Raw genomic sequence first — 23853 nt, 5'->3', positions numbered from 1 at the left:
TTATTATATAAGGGGATGATAAGAATGACAAAAATAGTGAAAATGATAGGTATTTTGCTGATTATAGGTTTAGGTATCTATGTTATTGTTTATTTGATCATTCAATCACTCTTTATTGATGTCAACAAGATACATAATTTCCAAAATATAAAAGATTTTGAGAAATATTCTCATTTGTCATTTTATGACCTTTATGATTTTGATGCTTTTATCAATACAGGTGAATATAAGCTTTTAAGTGTACATGAAAATTATTTTATTCATTTTGAAGATTATGAACCTTATGAGTATATTTTTACATTAGATTCCAAAACTACAGAATATACTATTCATCAACAAACGAGTTATCCACAGTCTATTATTGGAAAAGAAGAAATGATTGTTGTTGATGATGCTCAAGTGATTATAAATATGAATACTGATACAAATGAATGTTATTTTACAGTTTATTTGGATGATTGTTATTATCGTATAAGATGTACAATGCTCAATCATATCTCACAGGATGAAATCATATCGAAAATAAAAGATTATGTTCATTTTAATAATGAATTGCATAAAGAGAAGCTTGGTGAAGCTTCTCTTTTCAAACATTATAAAATAGTATGACTTTAAATAGTTATTAAAAAGATGTCTTAATCATCTTGAAAATCATTATCATAAAGAGGTGTGACATATTGCTTATTAAAACATGCCATACATAAATCACAGGTATGTTCTTTTTTAAAATGAATAGATTTTTTCAGTCCTTCTTCACTGATGAATGCTAAGGAATCAGCACCAATATATTCGCAAAGTTCCTGAGTGGTCATCTTGTGAGAAATTAATTCATCAAGAGTAGAAGTGTCTACACCATAGAAACAAGGATATTTGATTGCAGGTGAAGCAATTCTGACATGAACTTCTGTAGCTCCTGCTTCTTTTAATAAGGCTACAATACGTTTGGATGTTGTTCCTCGCACAATAGAGTCGTCAATCATGATGACTCTTTTTTGATTCACAATAGAAGAAACAGCAGATAGCTTCATACGAACGCCCTGATTTCTCAATTCCTGAGTTGGTTGGATAAATGTTCTTCCCACATATTTGTTTTTAATCAGACCCATTTCATAAGGAATATGAGAAGCTTCTGAATATCCAATAGCAGCAGATATAGAAGAATCTGGTACTCCAATCACAATATCTGCATCCACAGGGCTTTCTAAATAAAGTTGCTTTCCAGCATTTTTACGTGTTGTATGAACATTAATGCCATCAAGGATGCTGTCAGGACGAGAAAAATATACATATTCCATCGCACAGATTTTATCGTGAATAGGTTGTTTTGTATAAAGACGAGATAACAATTGATTATCTTTAACTCTGATAATTTCACCTGGTTCGACATCTCTTAAGAATTTAGCACCTACAATGTCTAATGCACATGTTTCTGAGGCAAAGACATAAGCTCCATTAGGAAGCTGTCCAATCGCTAAAGGTCTTAATCCATAACGATCTCTTACAGCATAGAGACGATCTTCTAAAAGAATAAGGAACGCAAAAGCCCCATCTAATTTTTCTAAAGAAGCACAGATACGATCTATCATATGTCCTTTTTGACGTTTGATTAAATGTCCTAAGATTTCAGTATCAGATGAAGATGAAAAAATACTGCCTTGTTCTTCAAGTTCAGCTTTTAATACATTAGCATTCACAATATTTCCATTATGACAAATTCCCATGTCACCAGCCATGGTTCTAAAAAGCAATGGCTGTACATTCATAATACCGCCCCCACCAGCAGTTGAATAACGCACATGACCAATAGCGTGAATGCCATTCATCTGATTAATTTTTTCACTATTAAAAACTTCTGTGACCAATCCTTCTCCTTTATGAATAGAAAGTTTATGATCATTCGCAACTAAAATACCAGCACCTTCTTGCCCACGATGCTGAAGGGCATGTAAACCATAATAACAGAGATTAGCAGCATTCTGATGTTGAAATACACCAAAAACACCACACTCTTCATGAATTTCTTTTAAATCATCAGTCATTTTTATTCTCCTTAAATTATAAAAAAGAATAGGAGATGGATATCATATATTGAAATCTGTATAAAATGTTAAACAAATATTGATATTTTTAGGATTCAATATCTCCTATTCGCGTTTATTATATCGAAAAGATGAATATTTTTCAATAGGTGTAATAATAATTTATTAAAATGATAAAAAATCATTGACAAATATAACGCTTTGTAGCATAATGCAAAATAAGTAAACGAAAAATAAGCGTTTATGTGATAAGGAGTGATAGATATGGAAAAGAAAATAACTGATATTTTTGGAACTTTGGTATTTGATGAAGAAGTCATGGAAGAAAGACTTGCGAAAGATACTTTCAGAGAGCTTCAAAAAACAATCAAGGAGGGGAAATCTTTAAATATCAAGATTGCAAATGCTGTTGCCAATGCGATGAAAGATTGGGCAGTGGAACATGGGGCTACACATTACACACACTGGTTTCAGCCAATGACAGGTGTAACAGCTGAAAAACATGATGGTTTTATTGGAACAAACAAAAATGGAAAAGTCATTTTGGAATTTTCTGGTAAAGAATTGATTAAAGGTGAACCAGATGCATCATCTTTCCCAAATGGGGGATTGCGTGCAACATTTGAAGCCAGAGGATATACAGCTTGGGATCCAACTTCTTATGCTTTTATTAAAAATGGCGTTTTATGTATTCCTACAGCATTCTGTTCATATTCAGGACATGCCTTAGATAAAAAGACACCATTATTAAGAAGTATGCAGGCTATCAACAAACAGGCATTACGTATCTTAAAATTATTTGGTAATGAAGATGTCAAGAATGTCAAAACAACAGTTGGACCTGAACAAGAATATTTCTTAGTTGATAAAAAATATTATGAACAAAGAAAAGACTTGATTTATACAGGACGTACTTTATTTGGTGCACCATCTCCAAAAGGACAGGAAATGGAAGATCATTACTTTGGAACAATCAAGAGTAGAGTTCAGGAATTTATGAATGATTTGAATGAAGAATTATGGAAATTGGGTGTCTTAGTGAAAACAGAGCATAATGAAGTAGCACCAGCTCAACATGAATTAGCACCTATTTTCTCTACCACAAATATTGCGACTGATCATAACCAATTAACAATGGAATTGATTCAAAGAATTGCGAAAAAACATGGTTTAGTGGCTTTATTACATGAAAAACCATTTGATGGTATTAATGGAAGTGGTAAACATAATAACTGGTCATTATCAACAGATACAGGAGTGAACTTATTAGAACCAGGTGAAACACCACATGAAAATGCTCAATTCTTATTATTCTTATGTGCTGTTATTAAAGCAGCTGATGAACATCAGGATTTATTGAGATTATCTGTTGCGACTGCAGGTAATGATCACCGTTTAGGAGCTAACGAAGCACCACCAGCTATTATCTCTGTTTTCTTAGGTGATGAATTAGCTGAAATCTTAAAAGCTATTGAAGAAGATTGTCCATATGATTCTAAGGAAAAAGAAGTCATGAAGATTGGGGCTCATGTCTTACCTAAATTCCCTAAGGATACAACAGATCGTAACCGTACTTCTCCATTTGCTTTTACAGGAAATAAATTTGAATTCCGTATGCCAGGTTCAAGTTCATCTATTGCCGGATGTAATATTGTCTTAAATACAGTGATTGCAGATGAATTAAAAGGTTTTGCTGATATTCTAGAAAAAGCATCTGATTTCTCATCAGCATTACATGCTTTAATCCAAGATACAATCAAAGAACATAAACGTATTATTTTCAATGGAAATGGTTATGATGATTCATGGGTAGAAGAAGCTAAGAAACGTGGATTATTGAACTTACGTACAACACCAGATGCTTTACCATATTTTATTAAAGATGAAAATATTGATTTATTTAAGAGACATAAAGTCTTTGATGAAGAGGAAGTTCGTTCTCGTTATGAAATTATGATGGAAGAATATGTTAAGATTTTGCATATTGAAGCTTTAACAATGGTGAATATGGCTCAAAAAGAAATCTTACCAGCTGTTAGTCAATATTCATATGATTTAGCACAAACATGTGCTATGAAAGCAGAAGTTGCACAGTTAGATAATGTTTATGAAAAAGAAACTTTAAAAGATGTTTCTACATTATTAGATAAAGCTTTCAAAGCAACAAAACATTTAGATAAAGTCTTAAAAGAAGCTGAAGCGATTGAAGACTTTGAAAAGGCAGCTTTCTATTATCGAGATGAAGTGATTCCAGCTATGAGTGCTTTACGTGCACCATGCGATGAATTAGAAACATTAACTGCCGAAAGTGTATGGCCATTCCCAACATATGGCAAACTATTATTTGGTATTTTATAAAATCATAAAAGAGAGGGGTTATGACGATGTGTTCGATTATGGGATATTGTGCACAACATGTATCAGAAGAAGTTTTCTTAAAGGGGTTTGAAAGAACACATACCAGGGGACCTGATGCTATGCGTATTGTAGATACAGGCGAAGGATTATTAGGATTTCAACGTTTATCCATCATGGGATTAAATGAATATGGTATGCAACCATTTCAAAGAGGGAATCATTATGTTGTATGCAACGGTGAAATCTATGGTTTTAGACCAATAAAAGAAGAATTAATGAAGCAGGGCTTTGACTTTCAAGGGGAGAGTGATTGTGAAATCCTGCTTCCTCTTTATCAAAAAATGGGTGTAGACATGTTTAAAGAATTAGATGGAGAATTTGCATTGATTCTTTTTGATGGTGATACAAAAGAATTTATTGCGGCCAGAGATCCTATCGGGATTCGCCCATTATTTTATGGCTATGATCAAAATCAGCACATTGTCTTTGCCTCAGAAGCAAAAAATTTAGTTGGAATCTGTGATGAGATTATACCTTTTCCACCAGGACATTATTATCAAAATGGGGAGTTTGTTTGTTATCGAGATATGAGCCTGGTGGAAAACTATCATCATGATGATCTTGATACGATTTATACAAAGATACATGATTTATTAGTCAAAGGCATTGAAAAAAGACTTGATGCTGATGCACCACTTGGTTTCTTATTAAGTGGAGGATTAGATTCTTCACTTGTTTGTGCAGTGTCATCCCGTCTATTAAAAAAACCAATTCGTACATTTGCGATTGGGATGGAAGAAGATGCCATTGACTTAAAATATGCTAAAGAAGTTGCAGATTTTATTGGTAGTGAACATACAGAAGTCATCATTACCAAAGATGATGTTCTTAATGCTTTAGAACCTGTGATTGCAGCTTTAGGAACTTATGATATTACAACGATTCGTGCATCTATTGGTATGTATCTTGTCTGTCAGTATATTCATCAACATACAGATATTAGAGTTTTATTAACAGGTGAAATCTCAGATGAATTATTTGGTTATAAATATACCGATTTTGCACCAAATGCCAAGGAGTTTCAAAAGGAAGCTGAAAAACGTATTCGAGAAATTTATATGTATGATGTCTTACGTGCCGATCGTTGTATCAGTGTTCATTCCTTAGAAGCACGTGTGCCTTTTGGGGATTTGGCTTTTGTGGACTATGTTATGCATATTGATCCAACATTAAAAATGAATAATTATGGAAAAGGAAAGTATTTATTACGTAAAGCGTTTGATAGAGGATATTTACCTCAAGATATCTTAATGCGTGAAAAAGCTGCTTTTTCTGATGCAGTGGGACATTCATTAAGTGATGAAATTAAAGCTTATGCAAATCAGTATTATAGTGATCAGGAATTTGAAGAAAAAAGACAGAAATATGATTTTGCGCAACCATTTACAAAAGAGTCATTATTATATCGCGAAATCTTTGAAAAATATTATCCTCATCAGGCCCATATGGTCAAAGGATTCTGGATGCCAAATCCAAATTGGGAAGGTTGTCAGGTGAACGATCCTTCTGCTAGATTTTTAGAAAACTATGGAGACAGTGGAAAATAGAAAGGATGATTTAATGAAAGAGTATAATCAGGGGCTGCATAATGTCAGAGAGCATGATGCCTGTGGTATTGGAGCTGTTGTTCATATTGATGGAAGACAGGATTATCAGGTTGTGAATCAGGCATTAACCATTGTAGAAAAACTGGAACATCGTGCTGGAAAAGATGCCAGTGGAGAAGTTGGTGATGGAGTCGGTATCTTATTACAGATTTCACATCGTTTTTTCAATAAAATTGCCCATGATCTCCATATGGCTTTACCTCAACCATATGATTATGCAGTAGGTATGTTTTTTTTACCTCAAGATACACTGACAAGACAAAAAGCTATGAAAACTTTAGAGCGTATTGTCTTAAAGCATCAGGCAACATTTTTAGGATGGCGAGAAGTACCTTGCCATGAAGAGATTTTAGGTCAAAAAGCGAAAGATTGTATGCCTTATATTATGCAATGCTTTATTGAAAAGCCTAAAACTTGTCAACAAAGAATGGACTTTGAAAGAGTATTATATGTGATTCGTCGTGAATTTGAAAAATCTTCACCACAGACATATGTGGTTTCCTTATCTTCATCAACAATTGTTTATAAAGGCATGTTTCTTGTTCATCAGTTAAGACAATTTTATGATGATTTACAGGATCATGATTATCATAGTGCGATTGCTTTAGTGCATTCACGCTTTTCTACCAATACGAATCCAAGCTGGCAAAGAGCACATCCTAATCGTATGATTGCTCATAATGGAGAAATCAATACAATTAGAGGAAATGCCAATCGTATGCTGGCGAGAGAAGAAACATTAGATTCAAAGTATTTTTCATCAGATATGACAAAGGTTTTCCCAATTGTCGATGTGCATGGTTCAGATTCAGCTATGCTAGATAATACGTTAGAATTCTTATATATGAATGGGATGCCATTAGCTAAAGCTATGATGTTATTGATTCCAGAACCATGGAAAAATACAGCTATGTCACAAGAGAAAAAAGACTTTTATCACTATTATGCAACAATGATGGAACCATGGGATGGACCAGCTGCTATTTTATTTTCTGATGGTATTTCCATGGGAGCCACTTTAGATAGAAATGGATTAAGACCATCACGTTATTATATTTTGGATGATCAGACTTTGATTTTATCATCAGAAGTTGGTGTTTTAGACATTGATGAAAGTCATATTGTCAAAAAATCACGTCTTCAGCCAGGAAAAATGTTATTAGTTGATACACAAAAACAACAGCTGATTGAAGATGAAGTCTGCAAAATGAGCTATGCTAAAGAACATCCTTATGGAGAATGGCTGGATTATTATTTATTACACTTAAAAGATTTACCAGCACCAGATAAAAAATCTCATATTCATAGTCAAAGTGATCGTGATATCTTATACAAGATTTTTAGTTATACTTATGAAGACGTCAAAGATATGATTTTACCAATGGCAAAAAATGGTATTGAACCAACAGCATCCATGGGAACAGATATTCCACTTGCTATGTTGAGTCAAAAACATCCAACATTATTCCACTATTTTAAACAACAGTTTGCCCAAGTCACAAATCCACCTATTGATTCTTTACGAGAAGAAGTTGTTGTGGATACAACAGTATACTTAGGTTCAAATGGAAACTTATTACAGGATCAGTCTGATAACTGTCAGGTATTAGAAATTAATAATCCAATTTTAGACAGTCGTGATATGGATAAATTGAAACAGTTAAATCGTGATGGTTTCCATAGTCAAGTTATTTCTTTATTATATTATAAAGGTATTTCCTTAACAGAAGCTTTAGATCAATTATTCCTTGATTGTGATAAAGCTTATCGTCAAGGTGTAAATATTTTAATTCTTTCTGATAAAGGTGTCGATGATAACCATTTGGTTATCCCTTCGTTGTTAGCTGTTTCAGCTGTGGAAAGTCATTTGGTTAAAACCAAAAGAAAAACAGCAATGTCCATTGTTTTAGAGAGTGGGGAACCACGTGATGTTCATCAATTTGCCTGTCTGTTAGGTTTTGGTGTAACAGCGATTTATCCATATTTAGCCCATGAATGTATTATGGAAATGATTCAGCTTAATATGTTGGATAAGGAAGAAAATAAAGCGATTGAAGATTATAATCATGCTGTTTTAAAAGGTATTGTCAAGATTGCTGCGAAGATGGGAATTTCTACATTACAATCTTATCAGTCTGCACAAATCTTTGAAGTTGTTGGTTTAAAGGAAGATATTATGGAAAACTATTTCCCAAATACAGTTTATCGTGTTGGGGAAAAAGGATTAGCTGATATTGAAGCTGATATTCATTACTATCATGATCATGCCTTTGACCCATTAGGATTAAAGACAGATACATCATTAAAAAGTTTAGGTTTCCATAAATTGAGACGTGGACCACAAAGTGAAGTGCATATGTATAGTCCTGAAACAATCGTTTTACTTCAAAGAGCAACTCAAAGTAGTGATTATGCATTATTTAAAGAATACTCTCATCAATTAGAAAGTCAGCCATTTGCTTTACGTCATTTATTAGAATTTGATACAACACAAAGACATTCTATTCCTCTTAATGAAGTAGAAAGTGTTGAAGAGATTGTCAAACGTTTTAAAACAGGAGCAATGTCTTATGGCTCTATTTCTAAGGAAGCTCATGAATGTTTAGCTGTGGCGATGAATCGTTTAGGAGGAAAATCAAATTCTGGAGAAGGTGGAGAAAATCCAGAAAGATTATATACAGAAGCCAATAGTGCCATTAAACAGGTGGCCAGTGGTCGTTTTGGAGTCACAAGTGAATATCTGGTCAGTGCCAAAGAAATTCAAATTAAAATGGCACAAGGTGCAAAACCAGGTGAAGGAGGCCATTTACCAGGACAGAAAGTTTATCCTTGGATTGCCAAAACACGTTATTCAACACCTGGAGTCACTTTGATTTCACCACCACCACATCATGATATTTATTCTATTGAAGATTTGGCACAATTGATTTATGACTTAAAAAATGCCAATCGTGATGCGCGTATTTCTGTCAAACTTGTTTCAGAATCAGGAGTTGGAACGATTGCATCAGGTGTTGCGAAAGCAGGAGCTCAGGTTATTTTGATTTCTGGTTATGATGGAGGAACAGGGGCTGCCCCACAAAGTTCGATTCATTATGCGGGATTGCCTTGGGAATTAGGACTAGCTGAAGCTCATCAGAGTCTTATCGAAAATGATTTAAGAACACGTGTTGTTTTAGAAACAGATGGAAAATTAATGACAGGAAGAGATGTAGCTGTGGCAGCATTATTAGGTGCAGAAGAATTTGGTTTTGCGACAGCACCATTAGTGACAATGGGTTGTGTGATGATGCGTGTTTGCAACCTTGATACTTGTCCTGTTGGGATTGCGACACAAAATGCTGAACTTAGAAAACGTTTTAAAGGGAAACCAGAATATGTTATGAACTTTATGATTTTTATTGCTCAGGAATTACGTGAAATCATGGCACAGCTGGGATTCCATAGCATAGATGAAATGGTAGGACATATGGAAGTTCTGAAAGTCAAACCAGAATATCAGGAATTAGAATCATTCTTTACAAAAAAGGATCTCAATGTGCATTTCCAAAAAGAAAATGTTTTTGATTTCCACTTAGAAGATAGTCAGGATTTAAAAGTCTTGTTACCAAGATTCCTTTCTTATCTGGAAACAAAACAGCCACATCAGGAGACAATACATATTTCCAGCCTTGATCGTAGTTTAGGAACATTGCTGGGAAGTGAAATCACAAAACGTTTCCAAAACAATCTGCAAGATGATACTTATCAGATTGAATGTATTGGTGGAGCCGGACAATCATTTGGAGCCTTTATACCAAAAGGTCTCACAATGCAAGTTGAAGGAGATGCCAATGATTATTTTGGAAAAGGATTATCTGGTGGAAAACTGATTATTCATCCTTCTTCAAATGCTCAATTTGTGGCTCAAGATAATGTCATTGTTGGAAACGTTGCCTTATATGGAGCAACATCAGGAGAAGCCTATATCAGTGGTCGTGCTGGTGAACGTTTTGCGGTCCGTAATTCTGGTGCGATTGCTGTGGTAGAAGGCTGTGGTGATCATGGACTTGAATATATGACTGGTGGAAAAGTGGTTGTTTTAGGAAAAACAGGAAAGAACTTTGCGGCAGGAATGAGCGGGGGTATCGCTTATGTCTTAGATAAAGATCATGATTTATATTTACGTTTAAATAAAGAATTGGTCACAATGCAGGAAGTCAGACAGCATAAGGATATAGAAGATTTAAAATTGTTATTACAAAAACATGTGCAATATACAGGGTCATTACTGGCTAAAGATATCTTAGAAAGTTTTGAAGCTTGGATACCACATTTTAAAAAGATTGTGCCAGTTAATTATGCACATATGTTAGAAAATATAGAAAGCTTTGAAAAACAAGGCTATTCACATGATGAGGCTGCATTAATGGCCTTTAAAGAAGTTCATCAATAGGAGGGTAATGTATGGGAAAAGCTACAGGATTTTTAGAGTTTGATAGAGAAGATAATTTCACTGAATCACCAGAAACAAGAATCGCTGATTTTCAGGAATTCCACATCCCTCTTTCTGATGAAAAACGTCGTCAGCAGGGAGCACGCTGTATGAATTGTGGTGTTCCATTTTGCCAATCAGCTATTGAAATCAATCATATGGTTACTGGTTGTCCTTTACATAACCTCATTCCTGAGTGGAATGATGAAATCTTTCATCATAATGATGAACGTGCACTCTCACGTCTGTTAAAAACAAATCCCTTCCCAGAGTTTACAGGACGTGTGTGCCCCGCATTGTGTGAAAAGGCATGTGTATGTGGATTGCATGGAGATGCCGTGACCATTAAAGATAATGAATTATTTATTATTGAAAAAGCTTATCAGAATCAATTGATGAAAGCTGAACAGTCACCGATATGTTCATTTAAAAAAGTAGCTGTTATTGGCAGTGGTCCTGCAGGATTAACGGTAGCCTATAAATTAAATCAACGTGGACATCAGGTCAGTGTTTTTGAAAAAGATGATCGTTTAGGAGGATTATTGATGTATGGTATTCCTCAAATGAAACTTGAAAAACAAATTATTGAACGTCGTATTCAATTAATGAAAGAAGAAGGTGTTCAGTTTTATACCAATGTTCATGTTGGACAAGATATAACGAAAGAAGAATTATTAAAAGATTATGATGCGATTGTGTTATGTTGCGGAGCCAAAAAAGCACGTGATTTGAATATGCCTGGAAGACAGGCTAAAGGAATTTACTTTGCAGTGGATTTTTTGAAAAGCGTGACACAGGATTTATTAAATCAGAGTCCTTTACGTATTGATGCCAAAGGAAAACATGTGGTTGTTGTAGGTGGTGGAGATACCGGTAATGACTGTGTAGGAACATGTATTCGTCAGGGATGTGCATCAGTTACACAACTAGAAATGATGCCATGTCCACCTCATCAAAACACACGTCCTTGGCCAATGTGGCCAGATGAATTGAAAACAGACTATGGACAAGAAGAAAGTCTGGCTGTTTTTAAGAAAGATCCACGTGTTTATGAAACAACGATTAAAGAATGTATTGAAGAAGATGGACAACTCAAAGCTGTGAAAACTGTTCAGGGGAGAATGGTTGATGGTCAATGGGTTGAAAAAGAAGATAGTGAAAAAATAGTAAAGGCAGATTTATTGTTGATTGCGGCAGGATTTGTAGGTATTGAAGACGATATCAAAGAACAGTTTGATTTATCGGTAAATCAACGTCAAGTTGTGACGACAATGCCAAAGAGTTATGCGACAAAGGAAGAGAAGATTTTCGTTGCAGGGGATATGCATCGTGGTCAATCTCTTGTTGTTTGGGCTATCGCTGAAGGTAATGAATGTGCCAAAGAAGTTGATCAATACTTAATGGGATATAGCTATATGAATGAATAATAAATAGAGTTAGGGGGTCTATGATATGAATTCAGGGGATATTGGTTTTATGTTAATATGTAGTGCCCTGGTGTTATTAATGACACCGGGACTTGCATTCTTTTATGGTGGACTTGTTCGCCGTAAAAATGTTGTCAATACAATGATGACTTCTATATTTGTCATTGGGATTGCAGCAGTGATGTGGGCATTATTTGGATACTCACTGGCTTTTGGAAATGATCACTTTGGAATCATTGGAGATTTCAGCTGGTTAGGTCTACAGGGCATCGAAGGAAGTACAACAGATTATGTATCCACAATTCCTCATTTAGAGTTTGCCATTTTTCAAATGATGTTTGCCATTATTACACCAGCTTTAATTACTGGAGCAGTCGCTGGACGTATGAAATTTAAAGCTTTGTTTTTGTTTATTATTCTTTGGTCAGTGATTGTTTATTATCCAATGGCTCATATGGTTTGGGGTCTTGGTGGTTTTTTAGCAAAGATTGGTTCAATAGACTTTGCTGGTGGAAATGTTGTCCATATCAGTTCTGGTGTCAGTGCGCTGGTTTTATGTATTGTTTTAGGAAAACGTAAAGATTACTTACGTGTACAATATCATGTACATAATATTCCATTTGTTGTCTTAGGTGCTAGCTTACTTTTATTTGGATGGTTTGGCTTTAATGCTGGAAGTGCCTTACAGGCTAATGAATTAGCTGTTCATGCTTTTATGACAACAGGTCTATCAGCAGCTGCTGGAATGATATCATGGATGCTGATGGATGTATTCATGAGTGGAAAACCAACGTTGGTAGGAAGTGTGACAGGTATGGTTGTCGGTCTTGTCGCTATTACACCAGGAGCAGGATATGTGCCTATCTGGGCATCTATCATTATTGGATTGGTTGGTAGTCCTATCTGTTATCTGATGATTTCTAAAGTGAAACAGAAATTAGGTTATGATGATGCTTTGGACGCTTTTGGATGCCATGGTATTGGTGGTATCTGGGGTGGAATTGCGACAGGGTTATTTACTCAGACTTCTATTAATGATGTTGCTAGATGGAATGGTTTATTCTTTGGTGATACTCAATTGTTTTTAGCTCAATTAGCAAGTATTCTTATTACGATTGCAGTGGCAGTGGTAGGCACATTGATTTGTATTGCTATTGTCAGATGTTTCACAACCCTTCGTGTCTCTAAACAAGAAGAACAAAAAGGATTGGATATTTCTGAACATCAGGAAAATGCTTATCCGTCTTTTAATGGATTAGATTAGGAGGAAAGTGAATATGATTAAAGTTGAAGCAATTGTAAGAGAAGAAAAGTATGAAGAAGTCAAAGAAGCACTTGCTCGTATCCAAGTCAATGGTATGACAGTATCTCAAGTGATGGGATGTGGATTGCAACATGGCTATACAGAATATGTTCGTGGTCAGGAAGTTGAAGTGAACATGTTACCAAAAATTAAATTTGAAATTGTTGTCAGCAGTGAAGAATGGGCTGAAAAAACGATTGAAGCGATTTGTCAGGCGGCTTATACTGGAGAAGTAGGAGATGGTAAGATTTTTACTTATAAGCTTGATAATGCTATCAAAATTCGTACGCGTGAAACAGGAGAAAAAGCAATTAATGAATAATTATTAATAATTTAAAATTATGGTAATAAAAATTTTTAAAAATATCTTGATAATTCGTAGAATTTTGACTATACTATACGAGAACTAAGGAAAGGAATGAGAAATATGATGAAGACACTAACGCTGAAAACAATTCTATGTGATGCTTCTCTTTTCTCATTTTTTTATATTTCTTAAAAACATATCATTATTGATATGTTTTTTTATGACACAAGGAGGTAACGATGAAAGCATATTTGATATTAGAAGATGGACATGTTTTTGAAGGTGAACACTTTGGTGGAAATAAAGAAGTCATCAGTGAGTTTGTTTTTAATACTTCTATGACTGGATATTTAGAAGTTTTAACTGATCCTTCTTATGCTGGACAAAGTGTTGTCATGACATATCCTATGATAGGAAATTATGGTGTTTGCTTGGAAGATCAGGAATCTAATCAACCTTATGTAGAAGGTTTTGTTGTGAATGAATTGGCAAGATTTGGAAGTCATTTTAGAAAAAATATTGAATTAGAAGATTATTTAAAACAACATGATATTATAGGTATTCAAGGTGTTGATACACGTTTTATCACAAAATTAATTAGAAATGAAGGTTGTATGAATGGTTTAATTACAACACATCATTATGAAGACCTTGAAGAAGTCTTAAAACGTATTCGTGAATATAAAGTTAGCGGTGTTGTTGATCAGACAACATGCTCAAAACCTTATGTTTTGGGTCAAGGAAAATATAAAGTTGCCTTATATGATTTTGGTGCCAAGAAAAACATTGCGAGAGAATTGGTGAAAAGAGATTGTGAAGTGACAGTTTTCCCTGCACATACACCTGCTCAAACGATTCTTGATGGAGCATTTGATGGTATCATGCTTTCTAATGGGCCTGGTGATCCATCTGAATGTTTAGATATTATTGACAATATGAAAATATTAAGTCAAAGTGGAATGCCTATTTTTGCGATTTGTTTAGGACATCAGCTCATGGCTTTGGCACATGGATTTGAAACTCAAAAAATGGTTTATGGACATCATGGAGCTAACCATCCAGTTAAGGATTTAAAGACAAATCGTGTTTATATTTCAACACAAAATCATAATTATGTCGTCAAAGATGAATCTTTGGATCCAACAGTCGCAAAAATGTGGTTCCAGAACGTCAATGATGGAACGCTTGAAGGTATTGAATATGTAAAAGAACCTATTAAAACAGTTCAATTCCATCCAGAAGCATGTGCTGGACCAACAGATACAGCCTATTTATTTGATGAATTTATAAAAATGATGGGAGGAAATCAAAATGCCTAGAGATCATACAATTCAAAAAGTCTTAGTAATTGGTTCCGGTCCAATTATCATTGGACAGGCAGCTGAATTTGATTATGCTGGAACACAGGCATGTCGTGCTTTAAAAGAGGAAGGTATTGAAGTTGTTTTGATCAATTCCAATCCAGCGACAATCATGACAGATAAAGATATTGCTGATAAAGTTTATATTGAACCTTTAACAGTTCCTGTTGTCAAACACTTAATTGAAGTTGAAAAACCAGATAGCATCTTACCAACACTTGGTGGACAAAATGCCTTAAATATTGCGATGGCATTGGCTGATGAAGGATTTTTAGATCAACATCATGTACGCACAATTGGAACTTCAACAGATACAATTAAACTTGCAGAAGACCGTTTAGAATTTAAAAACTTAATGGAAAGAATTGGAGAACCATGTGCAGCGTCTATTGTTGTCAATCATGTTGATGAAGCGATTGATTTTGCTAATAAAATTGGTTATCCAGTCGTTGTCAGACCAGCTTATACATTAGGAGGAACAGGTGGCGGAATCGCTCATGATGAAGAAGAATTACATCATATCTGTTCTAATGGTTTACGTTTATCACGTGTCAGTCAATGTTTAATTGAAAGAAGTATTGCAGGATGGAAAGAAATTGAATATGAAGTGATGCGTGATGGACATGGAAACTGTATTACAGTATGTAATATGGAGAACCTTGATCCTGTTGGAGTTCATACAGGAGATAGTATTGTTGTTGCGCCAAGTCAAACTTTGTCTGATAAAGAATATCAGATGTTAAGAAGCTCAGCTTTAAATATTATTACAGCTTTAAATATACAAGGTGGATGTAACGTACAGTTTGCTTTAAATCCAGATAGTTTTGAATATTGTGTGATTGAAGTTAATCCTCGTGTATCTCGTTCTTCAGCACTAGCTTCTAAAGCAACAGGTTATCCAATTGCCAAATTAGCTGCAAAGATTGCTTTAGGATATACATTGGATGAAATTAAAAATGCTGTTACTGGTAAAACATATGCTTCTTATGAACCAACATTGGATTATATTGTCTGCAAGATTCCAAAATGGCCATTTGATAAATTCGTTGGAGCATCAAGAAAATTAGGAACACAAATGAAAGCAACTGGAGAAGTTATGAGTATTTGTCATAATTTTGAAGGAGCCTTTATGAAAGCTTTACGTTCTCTAGAACAAAATGTTTATGATTTACATATTCCTGAAGTCGATGGACTTTCATTAGAAGAATTAAGAGTGAAATTAAAAGATGTTGATGATCATCGTATCTTTGTTGTAGCAGAAGCTTTAAGACAAGGAATGAGTGAAGAAGAGATTCATGATATTACACGTATTGATTGCTGGTTTATTGATAAAATCAAACATCTTGTGGAAGTAGAAAATCAATTAAAAACACAACCATTAACTGTTGATTTATTGAAACTTGCCAAAAGATTAGAATTCCCTGATCATATTATTGGAAAGTATACAAATCATACATCTCAAGAAATTCATCAAATGAGACTTGATAACCATATTGAAGCAGTCTATAAAACAGTAGATACTTGTGCTGCTGAATTTGATGCGTCAACACCATATTACTATTCTGTTTATGGTGGATATAATGAAGTTGATCCAAGAGATGATAAAAAGAAAATCATGGTTTTAGGATCTGGACCAATTCGTATTGGTCAAGGTATTGAATTTGATTATTGTTCAGTTCATTGTGTTTGGGCATTAAAAGAAGCTGGATATGATACAATTATTGTCAATAATAACCCAGAAACAGTATCAACTGACTTTGATATTGCTGATCGTTTATATTTTGAACCATTGACACCAGAAGATGTAGAAAGCATTGTTCGTTTAGAAAAACCTGATGGAGCTATTGTTCAATTTGGTGGACAGACTGCGATTAAATTGACAAAAGCTTTAATGGAAATGGGAGTACCTATTTTAGGAACATCTGCTGATAACGTAGATGCAGCTGAAGACCGTGAAAGATTCGATGAAATCTTACAACGTTGTGAAATAGATCGTCCAAGAGGGTCAACAGTTTTCACAACAGAAGAAGCTTTAGAAGTTGCTAATCGTTTAGGATATCCTGTTCTTGTTAGACCATCATATGTTTTAGGTGGAGCAGGTATGGAAATTGCTTTAAATGATGGAGATATCAAGAAATTTATGGAAATCATTAATCGTCAATATCAGGAACATCCTATTTTGATTGATAAATATTTATCTGGTAAAGAAGTCGAAGTCGATGCTATCTGTGATGAACATGGTGTTTTAATACCAGGAATCATGGAACATGTTGAACGTGCAGGTGTTCATAGTGGAGATAGTATTTCTGTTTATCCACCACAAAAAATCAAACAGGAAATTAAAGATGTGATTGTGGATTATACACAGAGATTAGCAAAAGCTTTACATGTCATTGGACTCATTAATATTCAGTTTATTGTCTATGAAGATCAGGTTTATGTCATTGAAGTTAATCCACGTTCTTCACGTACAATTCCATATATTTCTAAGGTGACTGATATTCCTGTTGTGGATGTCGCAACACATGTTATTATGGGTAAAACAATTAAGGAACAAGGTTATGAATATGGATTAGCCAAAGAAAAGGATACAGTAGCGATTAAAATGCCAGTCTTCTCGTTTGAAAAGATTACTGGAGCAGAAATCAGCTTAGGCCCTGAAATGAAATCTACAGGAGAAGTTTTAGGTGTATCTAAAGACTTTGATGAAGCTATTTATAAAGCATTTATTGCGACAGGAATTGATTTACCAAAGAAAAAGAATATTATCTGTACGATTAAAGATAGTGCTAAAGAAGAATTCTTACCAATTGCTAAACAATATCATAAATTTGGTTATGATATTTATGCAACGATTGGAACATTTACATATTTAATTGAACATGGAGTACCAGCTCATCTTGTCAATTATATTGCGGATAAGAAAAATACAATCTTTGATTTGATGTTAACAGATACAGTAGATTTGGTTATTGATATTCCAACAAGAAACAATAACTTAAAAGATGGATTTATGATTCGCCGTTTTGCGGTAGAGGCAGGTATTCCAATTTATACATCTTTGGATACTGCACAGGCATTAATTAACTGCCTTGAAAAAAGACATCATGGAGATACATCATTAATTGATATTACAAAGATATAGAAAAAAGAGGAACTTTATCATCAAGTTCCTCTTTTTGCATATCTATATTTTTTCAGCTTTCATAAAGAAGATAAATCCAATCAAAAACATAATAGCTAAAGAACCAACACCAATGTTCATCATACCTGTTAATTGTGAAATCAATGAAACAAGTGTTGTTCCCATAAATGAAGCACCTTTACCACAGATATCATATAAACCAAAATATTCACCAGAACGATTAGCTGGAATGATTTTTGCATAATATGAACGTGATAATGATTGAATAGCTCCTTGGAATATGCCTACCCCAACAGCTAAAATCCAGAATTGATATTGTTGTTGGAGGGTGATACCATATAAGGCAATCACAAAATAGGCAAAAATACATATTTTCATTAATTTTGTATTTTCAATTTTAGAGCTTAATTTACCAAAAATTAAAGCAGCTGGAAAGGCGACAACTTGTGTTAATAATAGTGCCAATAACAATCCTGTTGTATCTAATCCTAAAGCCGTTCCATAGGCAGTAGCCATATCGATAATTGTATAAACTCCATCAATATAAAAGAAGAAGGCCAGTAAAAAGAATAAAACTTTTGGATTGTTTTTTAAATCTACAAAGATATTTTTTAAACGTACAAAACTTGCTTTTATAAAATGTTTTTCTTTTTCTAAGTAATAAGTTTGATGATACCCCTGAATAAGAGGCATTGATAATAATAACCACCATAAAGCAATCAAAAGAAAGCAAATGCTCATAGCCGTTTCCATTGTGAGTAAAAGCTGTTCATAAAATAACACAAGTGCTAAACTGGCAATAAATGGTAGACAGCTACCTATGTATCCCCAGGCATATCCTTTTGCAGACACATTGTCCATGCGCTCAGGTGTTGTAATATCCGTTAGCATTGAGTCGTAGAAAACAAGACTTAATGAATAAGCAGATTTCGCAATCACAAATAGACAAAGGAACCATAACCAGGATGAAGTAAACCCAAGTAAGATACATCCTAATGCACCTACTAATAAAGCAACCATGAAAAGCTTCTTTTTCCAACCTTTAAAATCAGAAGCCGTTCCTAAAATAGGTCCAAGAATAGCTGTAATAATTGTGGCTAATGAAGTGGCATAACCCCAAAAAGCTAAATAGTTTGTTTCAGAGATATGAGCACTATCAGCCAAAAAGTTAAAATAAATAGGCATAATTGTAGAAACCAGTAATGTAAAAGCTGAGTTTCCAATATCATACATAATCCATTTCTTTTCTAAAGATGTTGTTTTAGATGACATAATCTTTCTCCTTTTCATAAGACAATACTGGTATATTTTCCCATCCGTCTTGAGCGCTATAATGAGCTAAAAACTGTGAGCTTAGTTCTTCGTCTTTTGTTAAGTAGTTATAATAGTTTTGACTTAATTCTAAGCAAAACGGAATTGCTTTTTTCATAAGCTTTGTTAGGCGCAGATTACTATCTTTACATGAGACGTGTTCCTTCTTATCCATAAGTAAGCCACGATATCCTGAATACTTACCAGAAATGAATAAGAATATTTTAACTAATGTTCGAATGAATGGATTATGACTAGCTAGAAAATGATTGTATGTTTTCATTGATTTTAATGTAGATAGTATTTGTTGATCTGTAAACTGTGTAAAAAATGTTTGAATGACTTTCGCATTTTCAATTGTTGGATGTAAATGCAAAGTCAAATCAGTATAAAGTGGTTTTTGATGATTTTGAATCAATAAATATTTATCCATTTCACATTCAATTAGAGAATGAGTCACATGAGATGCCACAATCTTCTTTTCAATATAACTATGACATTGATAGTCTAATGCAAAATGAGCTATAAACCCTAACATATAAGCTATCTGAGCTTCATCATTAATGATATCTTTTGATTTATGAAATAAATCATAAGCGTTTTGTTTATGCATCGTACTTCCCCAACGATTCATGTCATTATGATGATATATATGATAGTAAAAAAAGATATCTGGACCATGTAATCCAATTTCATAAAGATCTATGTGTTCTTGAATAATCTTTTGAATATGAGATGGATAGACTTTTTTCATCTCTTCACCAAAACAATAATGTGTATATATAGCTGGCATATATTTTCCTCCCCTCATGGTCATCATTTATCTTAACATAAAAATGATAAAATAATGTAAAAAATGTATTAAATATTTGTAATAAGAAAAAAACATAAGACATTTCTTATGTTTTAAAGAGCTTGGATTTGATGAATTAAATTTTCAATATCTTGCTGATTTGGATGCTCTAAGGCCAAATCAAAATTTTGAATCATTGGTAAAAATCTTTCAGGATTGTCCTCAGCCATCTTTTCATAACGTTGTCTCACACTCATTGGCATTTTACCCTGACACATGAATTGTCCCATTATCTGATTGCTTTGTGGAATATAATTTTTGACACGTGTTAAAATACCTTCAAAATATTCTTGACTTCCACCATAACCAGCAGTACCAAATAAGAATATCTTCTGATTCTGTAATTTTTCTAAATATTGTTGGATGGGTTCATCACATTGACCTTTATCTGTCCAAAAACCGACAAAAAGATAATCGGCTTCTAAAGGTGCATCCTGTGCTTCTCCAAAATAACAGCAATCACCTGACATATTTTGTTTAATAGCTTCAGCTAATATTTTTGTGTTTCCTGTAGGGCTTGAAAAGACAATAGCATATTTCATAAAACCGCCTCCTTATTAAGTCATAATTATAGCAGTTTGCTGTTGATTGTCAAATATCATAAATTAATAAAAAATTAAAGAATTTTTTGTGGGATTGGTTTATAATAGTAGGCAATAGAGGGTATAGTTTAAATGAATGGAAAGGTTAGAGTATGATGAAGAAATGGAAAATGTCAATAATCGCTGCCTTGCTTTTGCTGACGGGATGTCAAACATCAGATCAACAAGCTCCTGTTTTGACTTTGTCAAAATCACGAGTACAGGTAGCTTTAAATGAAAAAATAGATTATAGTACATATATATTGAAAGCAGTAGATGATGTGGATGGTGATTTAACAGATCAGGTCACACATAGTGAAATCGATACGACTTCAGTTGGAAAGAAAGTTATTCATTATTATGTAGAAGATCAAAGTGGCAATCAATCGCAACAGGATTTAACTGTTGATGTTGTAGAATATGTAGGAGATTTAATTAATCCTATAACTGCACAGGCAGATACCGTAGAAAATCCTGAAGATGTAACTGTTTTGGTCAATAAGCTTCATGAGATACCTGAAGGCTGGAAACCTGATGATCTAGAAAAAGTGATTGATTGTAGCCAACAGTTACGTAAAGAAGCCAACGAGGCCTATACAAGATTTTATCAGGCAGCCAAGGCTCAAGGCATTGATATTTATACCATTTCTGCTTATCGTGAGCCTGAGACACAGCAATTATATTGGGATAATTCTGTGAAAGTGTTTGGAGAAGAACATGCGATTCAATATAATGCTTATCCTCGTCGTAGTGAACATGAGCTGGGTTTAAGTGTGGATATCTCTTATACAACGCAAGGTGATCGTCTCAGTGAGAAAGTGGCTGATAGCCCATTAGGTCGTTTTATTGTGAGTGATGGTTATAAATATGGTTTTATTTTAAGATATCCTCAAGATAAAGTGCGTGTAACTGGTTATAGTTATGAACCATGGCATATTCGTTATGTAGGAGTAGAATTGGCAACTAAGTTACATAATGAAAATATAACGTTAGAAGAATATTATGAAGGTTAAGGAGAAAGAGTATGACAACAGCAAAATTTTACAAAGTTTCTTATCAACAATTTAAGGAGGGTTATTTGGATTATCGTCCAGAAGCTTCTGAAGAAGAAATTCAGCAGATTTATGATGCTATTCAATTACCAAAAAGAGCAACAAAAGGTTCTGCAGGGTATGATTTTTATACGCCTGTTGATATCTGTTTAAAACCACAGGAAACAATCAAGATTCCTACTGGGATACGTTGTGAAATGAATGAAAGATGGGTTTTAATGATTTATCCTAGAAGTGGATTAGGTTTTAAATATCGTTTACAGTTGAATAATACAGTAGGTGTTATTGATAGTGATTATTTCTATTCAGATAATGAAGGTCATATTTTTATTAAGATGACAAATGATACAAATGAAAATAAAACAGTGGAAGTTTCTGCTGGACAGGGTATAGCTCAAGGAATCTTTATGCAATATGGTATCGTTGAAGATGATGATACAAATGAAATCCGTAATGGTGGTTTTGGGAGCACAACGAAGTAAATGAAAAAATTTTTAATGCTGTTATTGGCAATGGTTCTATTTGTTGGATGCCAAAAACCAGCATCCAAGCAGAAAGTTGAAGAAGAACCAGAAGATGATACGGTTTCATTTGTTGCAGTAGGAGATAATTTGATGCATCAAAAACTATTAGATGAAGCAAAGCATGAAGATGGATATGATTTTTCAGCTTATTATACACATATGAAACCTTTTATTGAAAAAGCAGATTTAGCTTTTGTCAATCAGGAAACAATATTAGGTGGAGGAAAGGCAAGTGGTTATCCATATTTCAATACACCTGATGAAATGGCTGGAAATTTACATGATGTAGGTTTTGATGTTGTCAATGGAGCGACTAATCATGCGTTAGATCAAGGTTATGATGGTGTTCAACACTCTATAGAAGTGTTTAGAAAATATCAGGATATGACGTATATTGGGTTATACGAATCACAAGAGGAAAGAGATACGATTCAGGTTGTAGAGAAAGATGGTATACGCATTGCTTTTTTAGCATATAATCAAATGATTAATTCTACAGAAGATTATCCATCCTATTGTATGAATGCATTTGATGAAGAACAAATCAAAAAAGATGTAGAGAATGCACAAGAAATCAGTGATATTGTGATTGTATCTTGTCATTGGGGTGTTGAAGGAGACACAGAACCACAACCTTTTCAAAAGAAATATGCAAAATATTTAGCAGATCTGGGAGTTGATATGATTATCGGCACACATACTCATACCTTGCAACCGGTTGAATGGATAGAAGGACAAGATGGACATAAGACATTGGTGGCCTATAGTCTAGGTAATTTTGTAAGTGGTATGCTAGAAGAAGAAACTCAATTGGAAGGTATGTTATCTTGTGATTTTAGAAAAGAAGGTAATGAATGTCTGATTGAAAATGTTGTTTTGACTCCATTAATGAATCATTATGAAGCAGGTGATTCTCATAATGTTTATGATACCAGACAGAATTTTACTGTATATAGATTAAAAGACTATACAGAGGACCTTGCTAAAAAACATGCATTGCAGGGCTATGATGGAATCACAATTTCAATTGATAAGATGAAAAAGAAGGTCAAAGAAAGAGTGGCTGAAGATATTCAAATCGATATGTAAAGAAACGTTTCAGACGTTTCTTTTTTCAATGATTTTAATCATGTCAAATAAGTTATTAAAAAGAATATATATTCATTATGTGAGTATTTGTATATAAAGAAGAAAGATATAGTGTTTCTCGTGGAGAAAAAACTTCATACAAAGTTAGAAAAGGATATGTGGATTTTCAATTGGTGTCAAATTGGTGTCAGATTTAAAATCATAAGGATTCTAAGAGTGGAAAGTCCTTGTGAATCATTGATTTTACAAGGATTTAACAAATAATTTTCAAATTTTTAGCACTCGATACTTGACAGTGCCAAAAGAAAGGACTATAATATATACAGAAATAAGGAAAGAGGACAAAAAGAAAAGGCAAACCT

The 23853-nt window shown here is 33.9% G+C and carries 16 protein-coding genes; 12 read left to right on the top strand and 4 right to left on the bottom strand.

The genetic code is table 11. The features are described 5' to 3' along the window. Positions 1–24 precede the first annotated feature (24 nt). Positions 25–609 carry a hypothetical protein gene (locus ACZYT4_RS11950; protein WP_463786018.1) on the top strand — a complete coding sequence of 195 codons (585 nt, stop codon included), beginning with the start codon at positions 25–27 and terminating at the stop codon, positions 607–609. Positions 610–635: 26 nt separating this feature from the next. Here ACZYT4_RS11950 and purF read toward each other — a convergent pair whose 3' ends face one another. Next, complete coding sequence (gene purF, locus ACZYT4_RS11945) at positions 636–2039, bottom strand: amidophosphoribosyltransferase (RefSeq protein ID WP_463786016.1); 1404 nt, start codon at positions 2037–2039, stop codon at positions 636–638. 264 nt (positions 2040–2303) lie between these two features. On the opposite strand from purF, the gene ACZYT4_RS11940 reads away from it, so the two are divergent. From ACZYT4_RS11940 to carB, 8 genes are all read left to right on the top strand, one after another. After that, a complete protein-coding gene (locus tag ACZYT4_RS11940) occupies positions 2304–4397 on the top strand; it encodes a glutamine synthetase III family protein (RefSeq protein WP_463786014.1) in 2094 nt (697 codons plus the stop codon). A gap of 26 nt (positions 4398–4423) precedes the next feature. Then, positions 4424–6004 carry an asparagine synthase B gene (gene asnB, locus ACZYT4_RS11935; protein ID WP_463786011.1) on the top strand — a complete coding sequence of 527 codons (1581 nt, stop codon included), beginning with the start codon at positions 4424–4426 and terminating at the stop codon, positions 6002–6004. Further along, complete coding sequence (gltB, locus tag ACZYT4_RS11930) at positions 5985–10499, top strand: glutamate synthase large subunit (protein ID WP_463786008.1); 4515 nt, start codon at positions 5985–5987, stop codon at positions 10497–10499. The genes asnB and gltB overlap by 20 nt, the downstream gene beginning before the upstream one ends. An 11-nt stretch (positions 10500–10510) precedes the next feature. Then, on the top strand, positions 10511–11965 hold the full coding sequence (locus tag ACZYT4_RS11925) for a glutamate synthase subunit beta (RefSeq protein ID WP_463786006.1): 1455 nt from the start codon (positions 10511–10513) through the stop codon (positions 11963–11965). Positions 11966–11990: 25 nt separating this feature from the next. Next, a complete protein-coding gene (locus ACZYT4_RS11920; protein WP_087304528.1) occupies positions 11991–13229 on the top strand; it encodes an ammonium transporter in 1239 nt (412 codons plus the stop codon). A 13-nt stretch (positions 13230–13242) separates the two neighbouring features. Then, positions 13243–13590, top strand: coding sequence for a P-II family nitrogen regulator (locus tag ACZYT4_RS11915; RefSeq protein WP_373153877.1), 348 nt, complete (start codon positions 13243–13245; stop codon positions 13588–13590). 224 nt (positions 13591–13814) lie between these two features. Then, entirely contained in the window at positions 13815–14894 is a 1080-nt protein-coding gene (locus ACZYT4_RS11910; protein WP_463786003.1) for a carbamoyl phosphate synthase small subunit, read from the top strand. Next, positions 14887–18081, top strand: a complete 3195-nt coding sequence (gene carB, locus ACZYT4_RS11905; protein WP_463786001.1) for a carbamoyl-phosphate synthase large subunit — start codon at positions 14887–14889, stop codon at positions 18079–18081. The genes ACZYT4_RS11910 and carB overlap by 8 nt, the downstream gene beginning before the upstream one ends. A 42-nt stretch (positions 18082–18123) precedes the next feature. On the opposite strand, the gene ACZYT4_RS11900 is transcribed toward carB, so the two are convergent. From ACZYT4_RS11900 to bilS, 3 genes are all read right to left on the bottom strand, one after another. Further along, positions 18124–19353: an MFS transporter gene (locus ACZYT4_RS11900; RefSeq protein ID WP_463785999.1), complete on the bottom strand. Its 1230-nt coding sequence runs from the start codon at positions 19351–19353 to the stop codon at positions 18124–18126. Then, positions 19343–20185, bottom strand: a complete 843-nt coding sequence (locus ACZYT4_RS11895) for a zinc dependent phospholipase C family protein (protein ID WP_463785997.1) — start codon at positions 20183–20185, stop codon at positions 19343–19345. The genes ACZYT4_RS11900 and ACZYT4_RS11895 overlap by 11 nt, the downstream gene beginning before the upstream one ends. A gap of 113 nt (positions 20186–20298) precedes the next feature. After that, on the bottom strand, positions 20299–20787 hold the full coding sequence (gene bilS, locus ACZYT4_RS11890; protein ID WP_463785995.1) for a flavodoxin family protein BilS: 489 nt from the start codon (positions 20785–20787) through the stop codon (positions 20299–20301). Positions 20788–20942: 155 nt separating this feature from the next. Here bilS and ACZYT4_RS11885 point away from each other — a divergent pair, with 155 nt between their 5' ends. Genes ACZYT4_RS11885 through ACZYT4_RS11875 form a run of 3 tightly spaced genes read left to right on the top strand, consistent with a single transcriptional unit; the run spans position 20943 to position 23491 of the window. Next, the gene (locus ACZYT4_RS11885; protein ID WP_463785992.1) at positions 20943–21839 is read left to right on the top strand and encodes a D-alanyl-D-alanine carboxypeptidase family protein; all 897 of its coding nucleotides are present in this window, start codon (positions 20943–20945) and stop codon (positions 21837–21839) included. An 11-nt stretch (positions 21840–21850) separates the two neighbouring features. Continuing rightward, positions 21851–22360 (top strand): dUTP diphosphatase, encoded by a 510-nt coding sequence (locus ACZYT4_RS11880; RefSeq protein WP_463785989.1) that lies wholly within the window; start codon positions 21851–21853, stop codon positions 22358–22360. Next, positions 22361–23491: a CapA family protein gene (locus ACZYT4_RS11875; protein ID WP_463785986.1), complete on the top strand. Its 1131-nt coding sequence runs from the start codon at positions 22361–22363 to the stop codon at positions 23489–23491. It abuts the gene before it with no gap. Positions 23492–23853 lie beyond the last annotated feature (362 nt).

It is taken from the genome of Massilimicrobiota sp. mt181 (genome assembly GCF_055420065.1).
Note: the sequence above shows the minus strand (reverse complement) of the source record. Positions and strands in the feature narration are given on the sequence as shown.

Coding starts and splice junctions, on each gene's coding strand:
- ACZYT4_RS11880 (WP_463785989.1), top strand. CDS start 21,851: ATGACAACAGCAAAATTTTACAAAGTTTCTTATCAACAATTTAAGGAG.
- ACZYT4_RS11940 (WP_463786014.1), top strand. CDS start 2,304: ATGGAAAAGAAAATAACTGATATTTTTGGAACTTTGGTATTTGATGAA.
- ACZYT4_RS11895 (WP_463785997.1), bottom strand. CDS start 20,185: ATGCCAGCTATATATACACATTATTGTTTTGGTGAAGAGATGAAAAAA.
- ACZYT4_RS11900 (WP_463785999.1), bottom strand. CDS start 19,353: ATGTCATCTAAAACAACATCTTTAGAAAAGAAATGGATTATGTATGAT.
- ACZYT4_RS11910 (WP_463786003.1), top strand. CDS start 13,815: ATGAAAGCATATTTGATATTAGAAGATGGACATGTTTTTGAAGGTGAA.
- carB (WP_463786001.1), top strand. CDS start 14,887: ATGCCTAGAGATCATACAATTCAAAAAGTCTTAGTAATTGGTTCCGGT.
- ACZYT4_RS11915 (WP_373153877.1), top strand. CDS start 13,243: ATGATTAAAGTTGAAGCAATTGTAAGAGAAGAAAAGTATGAAGAAGTC.
- ACZYT4_RS11920 (WP_087304528.1), top strand. CDS start 11,991: ATGAATTCAGGGGATATTGGTTTTATGTTAATATGTAGTGCCCTGGTG.
- asnB (WP_463786011.1), top strand. CDS start 4,424: ATGTGTTCGATTATGGGATATTGTGCACAACATGTATCAGAAGAAGTT.
- purF (WP_463786016.1), bottom strand. CDS start 2,039: ATGACTGATGATTTAAAAGAAATTCATGAAGAGTGTGGTGTTTTTGGT.
- ACZYT4_RS11875 (WP_463785986.1), top strand. CDS start 22,361: ATGAAAAAATTTTTAATGCTGTTATTGGCAATGGTTCTATTTGTTGGA.
- gltB (WP_463786008.1), top strand. CDS start 5,985: ATGGAGACAGTGGAAAATAGAAAGGATGATTTAATGAAAGAGTATAAT.
- ACZYT4_RS11950 (WP_463786018.1), top strand. CDS start 25: ATGACAAAAATAGTGAAAATGATAGGTATTTTGCTGATTATAGGTTTA.
- ACZYT4_RS11925 (WP_463786006.1), top strand. CDS start 10,511: ATGGGAAAAGCTACAGGATTTTTAGAGTTTGATAGAGAAGATAATTTC.
- ACZYT4_RS11885 (WP_463785992.1), top strand. CDS start 20,943: ATGAAGAAATGGAAAATGTCAATAATCGCTGCCTTGCTTTTGCTGACG.
- bilS (WP_463785995.1), bottom strand. CDS start 20,787: ATGAAATATGCTATTGTCTTTTCAAGCCCTACAGGAAACACAAAAATA.